Here is a 14,918-nt window from a genome sequence, read left to right on the forward strand (position 1 = left end):
TCCGCTAGGCATCGTTTCTAAATTTTAAATTAAACTATAATTACTAATTACTTAACTTCGTTCAGGAAAGTTTTAGCCGGTTTGAATGAAGGGATATTATGCTCCGGAATGATGATCGTAGTATTCTTTGAAATATTACGAGCAGTTTTCTGAGCTCTCTTCTTAATAACGAAACTTCCGAATCCTCTCAGGTAAACGTTTTCACCCTGAGATAATGAACTTTTCACGATGTCCATGAAAGATTCTACGCTACTCAATACCGTCTGCTTATCGATACCGGTACTTTTTGAAATCTCGCTAACAATATCTGCTTTAGTCATGTCTATAAATTAATTAATGATTTGGACCTATTAATTTTTTGGAATGCAAATATATAGCTTTTTATTTAAGTGGAAAAAGAATTGCCTGCCATTTTTTAATAAAAAAGATTCCTTACAATTCATTATATCTGTGTATGTTTGCATTAATCAACGAGTTGAGAGTTTGAAAACGTACAAAAAGAGGACACGATATAGTAAATGGAAAACGAATTGGAAGTCAGTCATATTTTACAGACCTGGTATAAAACAAATAAGAGGATGCTGCCCTGGAGGGAATCGTCCGATCCGTATATTATCTGGATATCAGAAATTATTCTTCAACAGACCCGTGTTGTTCAGGGGATGGATTATTTTCTCCGCTTCACCGGGCGTTTCCCTGATGTCGCTTCTCTGGCTTCGGCAGAAGAGGATGAGGTATTGAAATACTGGCAGGGATTGGGGTATTACAGCCGGGCGCGGAATCTGCATGCTGCCGCTAAAGAGATCATGGAAAAGTTCGGTGGTGTTTTTCCGGAGAAGCATAAAGATATATTGTCCTTGAAAGGTATTGGCGACTATACGGCAGCGGCGATCGCCTCTTTTGTATGGAATAAACCTTATCCGGTCGTAGACGGAAATGTGTTTCGTGTATTGGCACGTTTGTTTGCGATGGATGTGCCTATCGACACTACGCAGGGGAAGAAACAGTTTACAGAACTGGCGGGGATCGTTATGGATCCCAAACAGGCGGGACAGCATAACCAGGCAATCATGGAGTTCGGTGCATTGCAATGTGTTCCGCAGAATCCGGACTGCGAAGTCTGCCCGTTGAAAGAACGGTGTATGGCGTATGCTTCCGGCACTGTACAGGATTTACCGGTCAAGCAGAATAAGACAAAGACGCGTGCCCGTTATTTTCATTACTTATACATTATATATAGAGGACAAACCTGGCTTTCCCGCCGGGGTAAAAAAGATATCTGGGAAGGATTATACGAGTTCCCTCTGATCGAGACGGAAAAACCGATGGATTTTGCCGGATTGCAGGAAACGGAGGCATTCCGGAAATTGTTTACCGGGGTCGGCAGATTAAATATATCTTCCGACATGGCAGAAGTAAAACATGTCCTTTCCCATCAGGTCCTGTACACTACTTTTTACCGGGTAGAGATTGAAAAAATACCGGAGGCACTGAATTCGTATCTGGCTGTTCCGTATGAAGATATAGAACGTTATGCCGTTCCCCGGCTGATACATATTTATTTAGAGAAATTAAACGGAAATTTGTCTGAATGATCGAATTTATGTTTCTTTGTAAGATATTAAAAGAATTACTACTATGTCATTGAATAAAGTCATATTGATCGGTAACGTGGGTAAAGATCCCGACGTTCGTTATTTCGACAGCGGTACGGCTGTTGCAAACTTCCCTTTAGCAACATCTGAAAGAGGTTATACACTGGCTAATGGTACGGTTGTTCCGGAAAGAACGGAATGGCACAATATCGTTGTTCGCCGCGACCAGGTTGCTTTTGTAGAAAAATGGGTGAAGAAAGGTTCAGGTGTTTACGTGGAAGGTAAGATCCGTACCCGCAGTTATGACGACCAGAGTGGCGTGAAGCGTTATGTTACCGAAATTCATGCGGACCGTATTGAATTTTATAATACGGGTACACGGCCAGCCGATGGTACGACTACGAATGCCGGAACCGGTTTCCAGCAGGGAGGACAGGCACAACAGACGACCTCTTATCAGCAGCCGGCGCAACCGGATATTTCATCAGAATCAAACAGTGCGGATGATCTTCCGTTCTGATATTGTTTAACTAATACGGTTCCCCTTGGACTCAGACTATTATTTGTCGGGCTTATTTGACCAGGTAACTATGCAGGCACTTACAGCAGGTCCTGTTATAGCATTAAGCCTTGCTTGTTTACTGCTGTTAGTGTCCGGTTTCGTATCGGCTTCAGAAGTGGCATTTTTTTCTCTTACCCCGGGTGATATCAATGACATCCGGGAGGAGAATTCGCCTTCAGATCCGCTTATCCGGAAATTACTGGACCGCTCCGAATATTTACTGGCGGCTATTTTGATTGCCAATAACTTTGTGAACGTAGCCGTGGTCATGCTTTGTACTTACGGCATCAATTCTTTGATCAATTTCTCGGCTGTCCCGGTTTTGGGTTTTGTTCTTGAAACGATCGTACTGACCTTTTTGCTTTTACTTTTTGGCGAGATCATGCCTAAGATCTATGCACAAAAAAATTCACTTCGCTTTGTCCGTCGTTCGGCTTCCGTGTTGAATATGGTGGAACGTATCTGTCGCCCGCTTTCGACCGTGCTGGTAAATTCTACATCTATTATCAACAAGGCGTTGGTAAAGAAAAAATATGACTTGTCGGTCGACGAGTTATCCAAAGCGTTGGAGTTGACATCTAAAGAGATTCCGGAAGAGAAAGAGATGCTGGCCGAGATCATCAAATTTTATAATAAAACAGCCGATGAGATCATGACACCGAGATTGGATATGGAGGATCTGGAGATAAAGACCAGCTTTCGTAATGTCATAGATTTTATTATCAAATCAGGTTACTCACGAATTCCGGTGTATGCTGATTCGGAAGATAATATTAAAGGTATCCTTTATATAAAAGACTTGCTTCCTTATATTGACAAACCGGATACATTCCGTTGGCAGAGCCTGATCCGTCCGGCTTACTTTGTTCCTGAAACCAAAAAGATCGACGACCTGCTGGAAGAATTCCGTACGAATAAGATCCATATGGCAATCGTTGTGGATGAGTTTGGCGGTACGTCCGGTATTGTGACGATGGAAGATATTCTGGAGGAAATTGTCGGAGAAATATCGGATGAATACGATGATGATGAAAAGCAGTTTGTCCGTTTGGCGGATGGAAGCCTGATCTTCGAAGCTAAGATATTATTAACCGATTTCTTCCGTGTGATCAATGTCGATCCGACGGAATTTGGAAAACTGACCGAAGATGTAGAAACATTAGCCGGACTTTTACTGGAAATAAAGGGTGACTTTCCACGTCGCAGGGAGATCCTGGATTATGGGAAGTATCGTTTCCAGGTGCTGGAAATGGACAACAGAAGAATCCTGAAAGTAAAATTTAACTGTATTACGGATACAGTGAAAAAAGGGGAGGACTGATGAAGCGAGTACTGTCCGTTGCGCTTTTCCTGTATCTCCTGATTGGTTCGTCTTGTACGGATTATACGCCGAAACCACGTGGTTATTTTCGTATCGAACCACCTGCGGCGCGTTATCAGGTTTTGTCGTTGGACAGTTTGCCTTATTCTTTTAATGTATCCCAACTGGCTACTGTCGAGTTGCCGGAAGCCGGAAGTCCGGAAGGATGGATTAATTTATCTTATCCATCTCTGGGAGTAAAGATTTATTGCAGTTATTTGCCGGTAACACCGGCTACTTTACCGGTCGCCGCGAGTGAATCCCGTTCGCTGGTTTCCCGTCAGATAAAAACGGCGAATGAGGTAAAGGTGCAGGAATATAGTAATTCGGAAGAACGGGTTTATGGCTCTCTGTTTCTGTTGGGTGGAGAAGCTGCTTCTCCTGTTCAGTTCATGCTGACCGACAGTATTTCAAATTTCTTTCGTGGTGCTTTGTATTATGATTGCGTGCCGAATGCCGATTCGCTGGCTCCCGTAACAGATTATCTGCGGAAAGATATTATAGAGTTGATACAATCTTTTAGCTGGAAAAAATAATGCCTCTCCTGTTTAAACATACAGAACCGTTACTGGGTGTGTGGAAGATCGAAGAAAGTTCGGATGAATTGCTCGCTATGCTGGGATTACAATCTGAATACCTCCCTTTTCTGCAAGGGATAAAAACGGAAAAACGTCGTCAGGAATGGCTGGCGTCGCGTGTTCTTCTGAAAGAGTTGATAGGAGAGGAGTTGCTGATCGCTTATCATGACGATGGTGCTCCTTACTTGCCCGGTTCGTCTCTTTCTCTGAGTATTTCCCATACAAACGGTTATGCGGCAGTGCTGTTGCAGGATCAGGAGACTGCCGGCATAGATATTGAATATCATTCCAATCGTGTGTTGAAGATCCGTAGCCGTTTTATGTCTCCGGAAGAAGATGCATCCGTTTGTCCTGACCATGTGGTGGAACATCTGCTCATTCACTGGTGTGTCAAAGAAGCCTTATTTAAGATGATCCGCCAGCAGGATGTCGACTTTATTAAACATCTGCATGTCGAACCTTTTACTTATGCAAACTCGGGGCAAATCCGTGCTAACGAAACCCGGACGCCGGAAACCTTGTCTTATACTTTAAACTATGAAGTGTTTCCAGCCTTTGTGCTGGTCTACAGTGTCTTATCGTAAATGCGATTGTATCTCCCCTTTGACTGTGTTATGTCATTTAAGATGCAATGTTTTGCCATAATGATGGCAGGGCTCTGTCAATAGGATGGCAAAGCTTACAGTTGCCTAAGAAACTTAAACATAATATCTGTTATCTTGTTTTAATTTATAGAGTCTTTACTTTATCAGATAATGTTTTAATAAGATATGGGGCGGAAAAAGAAAATAGTAAAATATATTTTCCCGGCAATCGGATTGCTGGCTGTGCTTCTTACGATCCTGAACCTCTATCTGAGCAATCGCCTGGAGAGATATCTGAAAGTAGAACTGAGTCAGCGAACAGCTGAAGCTACAGATGGTTTTTACAATCTGACATTCGATGACCTGTCTATCGGTTTCGTGAAAGGAGAACTAAAGATTGAAGGTGTCAGGTTGATGCCTGACTCGACTGTGTTTCAACAATGGAAAGCTATCGACAGCCTTCCCCGTACATATGTGAAGGCAGAGATCGGCGTGATAGACTTCAAAGGTGTGAACCTGACTTGGCGTTGGAGCTATAAAGAACTTCATTTTAACTCGTTCGAGATAAAAGATCCTCGGATAGAAGTGTTTGACTCTTATTACTCGGGGCGTATGGAGAAAAAGATACGGCATGCTGAAACGAAATCTTTGTATGAAGTGATCTCCCCTTATATTAATGTCTTAAGTGTAAGGACGCTGAACCTGTCTGATGCCAGCGTTTTTTATACTGTCGAGAATCCTGTCACACCGATTGTTTACGGGCTGGACGATGTCAGTTTCCGTGCATACGGTTTTTTGCTGGATAAAAATTCATCACAGAGTGGTAAGTTACTTTACTGTGATAACTTCGAGTTTGTCACGAACCAACCGCAGACTCTGCTAGCTAACAACGACTTTCTTCTCCGGACTGACAGCATAAAACTCAGCACGCAGGACTCGATTATTTATATAGAGAAGATACGTTTGATCCCGCAGGATAGTTTGTGGACGGAAAATAAGCAACGCCCGGACAGTTATGTCGATGCACAGGTCAAAACCGTAGAGGTCAACGGTGTTCATTTTAAACGGGAGGAAGCGCTGAATTATCTGACGGCGCGTTCGTTTGAAATATCTTCATCGGATATTCAAATCTTTAACCTGGCTGGCAATGATTCGGAGGTTAATAAACCGGTTGACGGTGCAGCGAAGATCGATACCGATTCCCTGGTACAGGCCTTGTCGCTTTATGATATTATTTCACCGGTGCTTCATAGCGTTTCAATAAAAACAATAGGGATCGATGCCGCGAAAGTAACCTATTCGCAAGCAGTGAAAGATTCGGTGGAAGTCTATAAACTGGATAATTTTAATTTCCAGGCAACCGGTTTTCTGATCGATTCGCTTGCCGAAGAGAAACACGGATTGTGGTATTCTCAAAACTTTGCTTTTGAAGCAACCGGTATCAGTGGAAATATGACGGCACGCAATCATCGTTTCGATGTCGAACGTATGGCGTTGGATACAGAGTCCGGAGATTTCAGTATCGAGAAAATTCGTTTGAAACCGATATCGGTCAACTCCCGGAAAGATTATATGTCCGGCAGTATTGACACATTGGCTATGAAAGGTTTGCTTTATGACAAAGGAATCAGTGCCGACCTGTTCAAGATAGACCGTCCGGTAATTTATTATTATAAATCACCGTCTTATGCGAAAAAGAATAAAGAAGTGAAAGCGCCGGTCGATCCGAGGGCAGATGTTGAAAGTATCCTGAATCCTTTATTACAATATTTGTCTATCAAGCGGATCGATCTGAATCATGCCTATGTTACGTTGAATGACCGGAGTGTTCCTGATCCGGTTGTCTACAAATTGAAAGATTTTAATTTTTATGCAACCCGTTTTCTGGTGAATGACAGTACAAACCGGAGCGGCAGTCTATTCTTTGCCTGCGATCATTTCGGTTTTAGTTTCAGCGATTTCGATAATTATTTACCGGGTAAAGCCTATCGCCTGGCTGTGCGGAAAGGAAATTTCTCAACATCAAAAGGTGTATTGAGTTTGCAGGACGTGAAACTGCTTCCACAGGATTCTTTATGGCAGCTGGGGGCGGATTCATATATTAGTGTAGAAACTCCGATGGTCTATGCTACAGGATTGAGCCATTTGCCTCAAAAGTTGCTTCAACATCTGGATGCAGCCTCCCTACACGTCGAATCGCCTGATATACGAATGTTGAAAAAGGATGGTAGTTTATTGCATCTCACACTCCATGATTTGGAAATTGGTAAGATTGCCTGGGATAGCTTGCATTTTTCTGTCGGTTCGATAGATCTGTCTGAACCAGTTATCCGCTATCAGGCCGGAAACTCACCTGATACGATAAAGGTAAAAAAGAAATCTCCCCTGATCATATCGAATGATATCTATGAAGCAGTCAACCGTTTCACTCCTGATCTTTCACTGGGGAAACTGAATATTTCCAATGCTGTATGGGATCATGATACCGCAAGCCTGTTTTTGGAAGGATTGCATCTCAATACAAAGGACCGGATATTTGGATTGAAAACCGTCCGCTTCGATACCCGGGATCTGGCATTCCCGTTGGATAATGGTTTTTATACGTTGAAGATAGGAAAGGTTAATCTGGATAATACCGATCTGAACATGGAAAATATCCATCTGATTTCTACCTATCCGAAGATGGAATTTGCTTATCGCCAGCCTAAGCATCAGGATTGGTTCGATATTAAAGTCGGTAAACTGGGATTATCGGGAATTGATTTACCTGCTTACTTTTCGGAACAGATAGTCCGGATAAAGGAGGTGCAGATAGATGATGCAGAACTTCAAAACTTCAAGAATCAGCAGATTGCTGTTCCCCGCCATATTGTACCGATGATCTATTCCGGTTTGCAGAAGGCTCCGGTGAAAGTGGCTATCGACAGTCTTGGTGTGAATAACCTAACCGTTGTCTACGAAGAATTATCGAAAAAAGGGATACAACCGGGTAAACTCTTTTTCACGGAAATGAACGGTAAATTTTCAGGTTTTACCAATATAGCCTCCCGGCCGGATCAATATATCCGTCTGGATGCGAACGGCAAATTGATGGGCAAAGGCTATTTTACCGCTACCTGGATGCTTCCGGTCGATTCCCTGAATGACCGTTTCCTGCTGGATGCACATCTGGCAGACTTTGACCTGACTGCGCTGAACGAATTGATCACTCCCCTGGCTTTTGCTAAGGTAGAGAGCGGCAGGCTGACAGACTTCACATTCAGTACGGAAGCTTCAACAAAAGGAGCCACAGTCGAGATGTTATTCCTTTACAGAGATTTGAAAGCAGAGATAATGAAGGAAAAAAATGGTGAAGTGATCGATAATAAATTTCTCTCCCGCCTGGCCAATCTGGTACTGAAACATGATAATCCTGATCATCCTGAGCAGGGTACGCACCGGCCTCGTTATTCCCAATTAAGCATAGAGCGTGATCCATACCATTCTACATTCAATTATTTATGGCAGATCCTTCGTCCGGCACTGACAGAATCGGTGGGTGTCTCTAAAAAGGCACAGGATGTGGCCAAGGGAGTGACTGGATTTTTTACTAAAGTGAAGAACTTTTTCCATCCTAAAAAGAAGAACCGGCAAGAGGTAAAAGTTTTCGGACAAAATGAACCAGACAGTGAACTAATCCCGGACTGAACTGTTTTAACAATATAGGGTGTTGTATTGAAGATAAAAAATAGAATTATGGAATATGATATTATTCACTATCCTGAAAAGTTGCGCTTTGAATTAAAGCAGGATGGTTTAACTGCCTTTGTGCAGTACAGGCTCGTTGGCAATAATCTGGATATTATCCACACGATAGTGCCGGAGCCTCTCGAAGGTCAGGGGATAGCTGCCTCTTTGGTGAAAGCGGCTTTCGACTATGCGTTAGAAAATCAGTTGAAACCTCGGGCTGTCTGCTCTTATGCAGTCGCCTGGCTTAAAAGACATCAGGAATATGCAAGATAATCAGTTTGAAAATGAAGATTATCCTTTGATAGTCACCCCCAGTAGATGGGCCAGTTCGAGTGCTTGTAAAGAAGTGACGGTAGCTCCGCGTAACTCACAACCGACTATGGGACTTATTCGGATGCCGGATATGTCGCAGTTGCTGAAGTCGGTACCTTTTAAGGGCGTACGGTAAAATTCCGCTTCTTTGAGATCACTGGCATTGAAGTTTACACTGGCAAACTGGCAATTTTCAAGAGAACTGTTCCGAAGATCACACTGATCGAAGCTGACGTATTTCAGTTTGCTCATGGTAAGATTCAGATATTCGGCTTTACAGTTGGTGAAAACCGTATGATTTAAAGCTGATTCGGAAAAATTAGTACCGATCAGTTTACATTCGATAAATTCGATCCGGTGAAAACCTGAGCCGGAGAAATTGACATTTGATAAGTCGCAGTTTCGGAAGATAATATCACTGAACTGCGACTTTTTTATGCTGCAACCGATCAGCAGGCAGTTGGTGAACAGGCAGGATTGCATGCTGATATTTTCCGTTTTAACTTCGAATAGTCTTTGATTCCTGAAAGAATATTCTGTCACGTCTTCTCCTGCCAGCAGGAGTGTTTCGTCAAGTGGACCGTCTTCTTTTAATATTTTAGTTATGCGAGGGGAGGTTATCTTCATTTTATTTTATTTTTATAAGCGGGTAAAGATAGCTATTTTGATCCGTATTTCACGATGCTTGTATCGATATCGTTTTATCCCTTGCCGGAATAATATTATTCCGGTAGCATAATAATTGCTTTATTTGTATTCGAATCATTCCTGTCGGATGATTTTATTAAATAATACAGTTTATGGAAGATAAAAAGAATGGATACAAAAGCAAGCGATATGATTTCCCTACCAAGCGTTATTGCCAGACGCTGGATTTGAAAGACGATCCGGAATTGATTGAAGAATATAAGAAAAGACATGGACAAGCATGTCACTGGCCTGAAATAGGCGAAGGGATCAAGAGCGTCGGGATATTGGAAATGGAAATTTATCTGTGCGGGAACCGATTGTTCATGATCGTGGAGACTCCGGCCGATTTTGATTGGGATACAGCTTTCGCTCGTTTGGCGGGTTTACCGCGACAGGCTGAATGGGAAGAATATATGTCGGTTTTCCAACAAGCTGATCCGAATGCCAGTTCTGCCGAAAAATGGCAGTTGATGGAACGTATTTTTCATTTGTACGAATAATTTATAATTTACTTTTATACATGACAGGAGTCAGCCCCGTGTATCTTTTGAAAAGCCGGTTGAAATAAGATACGTTCTCGAAAGAAAGCGTATAAGCTATGTCTTTGACCGGACGATTGTCGGTGATAATCAACAACTGGGCTTTTTCTATTTTCTTTTGGTTGATGTACTGTACCGGAGTGACGTGTATTTCCTCTTTGAAAAGCCGGATGAAATGGTCTTTAGAGAGGCAACAAATCTCGGTCAGTTCATCGATGGTTATGTTCTTGTCGATGTTTTTACGGATATATCGGATCGTTTTTCGTATCCGGTTATCGGTAATCTCATATTTGTGTGTCGCCTCTTTCATAAAACGTGACAATAGTTGAAGCAAAATCCCCTGTGTTTCCATCATGGTATAGGTCGGGTTTTTAGTGTGAAGCAGGATGTTTTGCATCAGGGTGGAAGAATTGTCGTAGTTGGAAGGATCGTATTCTTTCAGGTTTCTTCCGGGATTGATGTCGGCCAGTTGTTCCACCAGTTGACTGTCCAGCGGGGTCGCATCCACTTCCACCGGAAAAATATAATCTTCCAGGATACGTTGGTTGGATAGCGGGTTCTCATAAATATGTATATAATATAATGTATAGAAATCGTCGCATTCATAACTATGTAGCGTGAATGGAGGAATCAGGTAAAGATGTCCGGGGGTAAGAGACTGGACCTGATCCTGTAAATGCAGTTTGGCTATGCCTTGCCTGACCAGATAAATGCGGGCGAACGGACTGTTTACATTTTTGTAATTCCAGTCGGCACGGTGAACCGCATATCCGATATTCAGCAGGATCAGGTCTGTATTCTCTTTTTCCTTCATCTTCCTTTGACTATAATCCGGTTAGTCCAGTAACTTGCCGGGGATAACGATTTTGTTTTCTTTTTGTGTCCGGAAGATAATAAATTCGATATCTTTCGACTTATCGATCTTCTGAAGAGCATCCTGCATTTCTTTCAGGTTGTTGACGGTGATAGTTTCTATTTTCAGGATCACGTCATTCGGACGGATATAATCCCGTAGTTTACCGCCTAGAGCATTGACCGATACTACATATACTCCCCGTTCTGAGTCCATTCCTGTTGCCGACCGTTCACCGAGCGTTTGCAGGCTTTTGATCGTTGCCCCGCTCCAGTTGATTACTTCGTCGTCTGCATGAGTGGCGATGATGATGGGAGTAGGCATTTTGGGAGTATGTGCGATCGCTTTCAGACGAGAAGAGACCACTCCGAACTGGTCCATAACAAAATTGCGGAAGCCGCCTTTGGTTATGGCTTCGGAATCATCGGCAACGGTAAAATCTCCTTCTGATGGATTACTGAATTGTACGGAAGTCACAATGGAGTGTTCATCCGTATTGTTTTTTCGGGCGGTGGCACAGGAGAGGCTATCAGTGAAAATATTATAGTCTACCATCAATCCCCATTCCCGTACACCGATCGGTTTGTATTCTGTCATGACGATATTGCGTGTAAAGACATCGCCGCTGTTTATAAACCAGACATGCGGATGGAAAGAGTTATTGACCATGATGTTGTTTTCTACTACACGGTAAAAACCTTCCCGTAGCTTGATCCCTCCGTTGAGGCATAGGTTGTTATATATGTGGTAATTACTGGAACCGTCGTCCAGATCGATATCCCAACCCCTGTCACAGCGGAAACGGTTATTTCTGATTACGGTCGTCCGGACAGCATCCGCCAGAATAAGGGCCGGATCTTTGGCTACGATGGATTCCATTGTTTTGTAGCTCGGATGCCAGTAACGGTCGCGTCCCCAGGAATTGAAAGAACCATGGTCGCCGGTTTCTTTCACCGTATCGAAAATGTCGTTGAATTCCAGGATATGTCCACCCCATGTCCCCTCGCTGATATTGATTCCGGCGCGGGGGGTGTCGTAGATACTGTTGTGACTGACGGTGATAGCTTGCGACATGGATAGTTCAACTCCGGTGATCTGTTTTTCAAACAGGCCGATCGAGTGGATCAGGTTATCGTATACCAGGCATTGAGCCGGATAGTTATTGCTTTTGGGGCCTTTGGTATGATCCAGTTGTTCGTACGGAACAAATTCTCCGTATTCAAAACTCGGTGAACGGACCGCATCCGGATCACCGACAAAACAAATGGCACTGGCACCGATCCGGGTGAGATGAGAACCGGATACTTCTGAATGACGGTTATAATTGGAAAAGAAAATAGCATTTCCTCCCAGGTTATGCAAGTAACAGTTGCGTAATGCACAATGCTCGGTTCCTTCAAAGAATACGGCAGCCCCCCGGTAGACCGTCCAGTCCGAGCGGAGCAGTTGTTCATACGGTTCCATGAACGTACGCAGTGTTTGTGTCAATTCCAAACCTTCCAGTGTGATATTCTTTACCGGGGTGGCTTCTGTTCCCCGAAATTCGATCAGGTGTTTGAGTTGAGGAGATTCGAAAAGTACTTTAGATACATTTTCGCCTTCCAATGGATAGTAATATAATGTATGTTCACCGGCAGCATAATACCATTCGCCCGGAGCATCGAGTTCTTCAAATATATTTTCCACCATCCGGTTATCCGGGTGAAGACCGGACTGGCGGTTATTTTGCCAGCCTCCTTCCATCTCTAATTCTCCTTTCTTATTTTTCCCCGTAATGCGGTAATGAAAGTCACCCCAGTCATGATTGTGCATGGCGTGCAGATATCCTCCAGTGGGATTTTTCCATTTTTTGACCCGTTCGGGAGCGGTAGCCTGAGCTGAAGTTCCATTGAAACGGACTGCTTTTTCATCGAAGTTCGGGTAACGGGCCATGTGGCGGAGCTGGCCGTCTGCAACCAACATATCCATTACGGGGTTACCATCTATTTTGGCTTTCATAATTCCTTTTTTATAAGGTTCCCATTTTAGGGTTAAAGGGATACCTGAAGAGAGGATTACTTTTTCTCCCGGGTAGGCTTTTACGGAGAGTTGCCGGCTGTCGTTTCCATCCTGCGGGGTGAATACGACCGGTTTGTCAAGAATATATTTCCCTTCCCGGATATAAATGACCACGTCTCCTTTTTCCGTCCGAGCCTTTTCCAAAGCGGCAGGGATACTGTTCAACGGATTCCTTAAACTTCCGTCGCCTGTGTCTTTGCCTGTCTCGGCAACGTAAAATTCAGATTGTGCCGATATCGGTAATGTTATAAGGGTCAGTAATATTACCGGCAGAGCATTTAGTACTTTACTCATCATTGTTACTTATTAGATTTAAATTGTTATGTAAGTGTGTTCTATCTCTTTTCTTTAACGTTTGCAAGATAGAGTTTTTTTATGGAAAATAACTATACTATTCCGGGTATGAATGATAAAATGTCGAAATCGTGTTATTCCTTCTCTTTTTTGTATCACTCATTTCATATTAATAATAGTTCTTTTGTATATCTAATTTAATCTGTTAATCTTATGGGCAAGCACACTTCTTTTCTATTCATTGCATTATCCTTACTTATGTCATGCAAGCAGGCCGGTACACCGGCAAAGGATATTCTTTCGGTAGCCTCTCCGAAAGGGACGGCTGTGTTTCAGGATAACTGGGAAAATATGGGTGAGAATTACCAGTTTCCTGCATGGTTTTCAGATGCAAAGTTCGGTATATTTATCCATTGGGGTGTTTATGCAGTTCCGGCCTATGTAAATGAATGGTATCCGAGAAATATGTATAAGAAAGATTCTAAGGAATATAAGCACCATATTGAAAAATACGGCGATCATGTAAAGTTCGGTTATAAAGACTTTATACCGATGTTCGGGGCGGAGAAGTTTAATGCGGATGAATGGGTGTCGTTGTTCAAGGCTGCTGGTGCAAAATATGTGGTACCTGTTGCGGAGCATCATGACGGTTTTGCTATGTATGACAGCGATCTGAATCCGTGGAATGCCGTAAAGATGGGACCGAAGAAAGATATTATCGGTTTGTTGAAGAAAGCGACTGAGAAGGAAGGACTTGTTTTCGGCCTGTCGAGCCACCGGCTGGAAAACTCCTGGTTTTACAATGGAGGAATGGAGTTTCCTTCGGATGTGCAGGATAAGTCGGTCTCTCTATATGGCCGTCGACTGGAACAGGAGAAATATACGGATGAGGTCGGTCTGGACTTCTTGGCACATACTCATGAACTGATAGATAAGTATCAGCCTCAGTTGATCTGGTTTGACTGGACAGTGAATAATCCGGTTATACGTCCTTACTTCAACAAGTTTATGGCTTACTATTATAATAATTCGATAGATTGGGGAAGAGGTGTTGTGGTAAATACCAAGCATGGTTACCCGACAAATATCCAGGTTGGCGACGTAGAGCGTGGTAAATTGGATAAGATGCGTAAATATCCCTGGCAAACAGATACTTCCGTTGGTAAACATTCGTGGTGTTATACCGATGGTGAAGAGAATAAAACCCCGGAACAGATTGTACACGACCTGATCGATATTGTCAGTAAAAACGGTAACCTGTTGCTGAATATCGGTCCCCGTGCGGACGGAACGATTACGGAAGAACAAAAATCGGTGTTGCTTTCTATCGGTGATTGGCTGAAAGTGAACGGAGAAGCGATCTACGGAACTCGTTGCTGGATAAAATCAGGAGAAGGAGATATTGCCGGTACTGCCGGTACCTTCACGGATAATGAAGCGACCGCTTATACCGCCCGTGATATGCGTTTTACAACCAAAGGAAACGATCTTTATGCGATTGTTCTGAATTGGGATAAGGCCGGTGTTTTAATAAAATCGCTGGATAAGACTACTGTTGCCGATGCAAAGATACTGGATGTGAAGTTGTTGGGATCCGATGCGAAGATCAGCTGGAAGCAGACCGACCAAGGTTTGAAACTATCTGTTCCGGCAGAGAAGCCGTGTGAATATGCTTATGCTTTTAAGATCAGTTTCGATAAGAAAGCAGGAAGCCATTTGGAATCGGAGATGATCGACATCCCGTTTAAGCACGGGGATGAATGA

The 14,918-nt window shown here is 43.2% G+C and carries 13 protein-coding genes; 9 read left to right on the forward strand and 4 right to left on the reverse strand.

The window, feature by feature from the left end; all coding sequences use genetic code 11:
* Positions 1-47: 47 nt before the first annotated feature.
* Complete coding sequence (locus tag DWX23_RS18155; protein ID WP_008148996.1) at positions 48-320, reverse strand: HU family DNA-binding protein; 273 nt, start codon at positions 318-320, stop codon at positions 48-50.
* Between the two features lie 198 nt (positions 321-518).
* Here DWX23_RS18155 and mutY point away from each other — a divergent pair, with 198 nt between their 5' ends.
* From mutY to DWX23_RS18190, 7 genes are all read left to right on the forward strand, one after another.
* Positions 519-1,595, forward strand: a complete 1,077-nt coding sequence (gene mutY, locus DWX23_RS18160) for an A/G-specific adenine glycosylase (RefSeq protein WP_122375492.1) — start codon at positions 519-521, stop codon at positions 1,593-1,595.
* 43 nt (positions 1,596-1,638) lie between these two features.
* Positions 1,639-2,115 carry a single-stranded DNA-binding protein gene (locus DWX23_RS18165; RefSeq protein ID WP_122352193.1) on the forward strand — a complete coding sequence of 159 codons (477 nt, stop codon included), beginning with the start codon at positions 1,639-1,641 and terminating at the stop codon, positions 2,113-2,115.
* Between the two features lie 25 nt (positions 2,116-2,140).
* Entirely contained in the window at positions 2,141-3,478 is a 1,338-nt protein-coding gene (gene gldE, locus DWX23_RS18170; protein WP_122352194.1) for a gliding motility-associated protein GldE, read from the forward strand.
* On the forward strand, positions 3,478-4,053 hold the full coding sequence (locus tag DWX23_RS18175) for a gliding motility protein GldD (protein WP_122352195.1): 576 nt from the start codon (positions 3,478-3,480) through the stop codon (positions 4,051-4,053). The genes gldE and DWX23_RS18175 overlap by 1 nt, the downstream gene beginning before the upstream one ends.
* Complete coding sequence (locus DWX23_RS18180; protein ID WP_122375493.1) at positions 4,053-4,679, forward strand: 4'-phosphopantetheinyl transferase superfamily protein; 627 nt, start codon at positions 4,053-4,055, stop codon at positions 4,677-4,679. The genes DWX23_RS18175 and DWX23_RS18180 overlap by 1 nt, the downstream gene beginning before the upstream one ends.
* Before the next feature lie 186 nt (positions 4,680-4,865).
* A complete protein-coding gene (locus DWX23_RS18185; RefSeq protein ID WP_122375494.1) occupies positions 4,866-8,366 on the forward strand; it encodes a DUF748 domain-containing protein in 3,501 nt (1,166 codons plus the stop codon).
* A gap of 48 nt (positions 8,367-8,414) precedes the next feature.
* A complete protein-coding gene (locus DWX23_RS18190) occupies positions 8,415-8,681 on the forward strand; it encodes a GNAT family N-acetyltransferase (protein WP_122352198.1) in 267 nt (88 codons plus the stop codon).
* An 18-nt stretch (positions 8,682-8,699) separates the two neighbouring features.
* Here DWX23_RS18190 and DWX23_RS18195 read toward each other — a convergent pair whose 3' ends face one another.
* Positions 8,700-9,347 carry a pentapeptide repeat-containing protein gene (locus tag DWX23_RS18195; RefSeq protein WP_122375495.1) on the reverse strand — a complete coding sequence of 216 codons (648 nt, stop codon included), beginning with the start codon at positions 9,345-9,347 and terminating at the stop codon, positions 8,700-8,702.
* A gap of 173 nt (positions 9,348-9,520) precedes the next feature.
* On the opposite strand from DWX23_RS18195, the gene DWX23_RS18200 reads away from it, so the two are divergent.
* A complete protein-coding gene (locus tag DWX23_RS18200) occupies positions 9,521-9,910 on the forward strand; it encodes an L-rhamnose mutarotase (protein ID WP_122352200.1) in 390 nt (129 codons plus the stop codon).
* A 1-nt stretch (position 9,911) separates the two neighbouring features.
* Here the strand turns inward: DWX23_RS18200 and DWX23_RS18205 are convergent, their stop codons facing one another.
* Together DWX23_RS18205 and DWX23_RS18210 are read right to left on the reverse strand one after the other, a co-directional pair.
* Positions 9,912-10,763: an AraC family transcriptional regulator gene (locus DWX23_RS18205; protein ID WP_122352201.1), complete on the reverse strand. Its 852-nt coding sequence runs from the start codon at positions 10,761-10,763 to the stop codon at positions 9,912-9,914.
* A 21-nt stretch (positions 10,764-10,784) separates the two neighbouring features.
* Positions 10,785-13,157, reverse strand: a complete 2,373-nt coding sequence (locus tag DWX23_RS18210; protein WP_122375496.1) for a right-handed parallel beta-helix repeat-containing protein — start codon at positions 13,155-13,157, stop codon at positions 10,785-10,787.
* A 210-nt stretch (positions 13,158-13,367) separates the two neighbouring features.
* Between DWX23_RS18210 and DWX23_RS18215 the strand changes: the two genes are divergently transcribed.
* Positions 13,368-14,918 (forward strand): alpha-L-fucosidase, encoded by a 1,551-nt coding sequence (locus DWX23_RS18215; protein WP_122375497.1) that lies wholly within the window; start codon positions 13,368-13,370, stop codon positions 14,916-14,918.

Origin of the sequence: Parabacteroides sp. AF18-52 (assembly GCF_003479145.1) — a bacterium.
Taxonomy (GTDB): domain Bacteria; phylum Bacteroidota; class Bacteroidia; order Bacteroidales; family Tannerellaceae; genus Parabacteroides; species Parabacteroides faecis.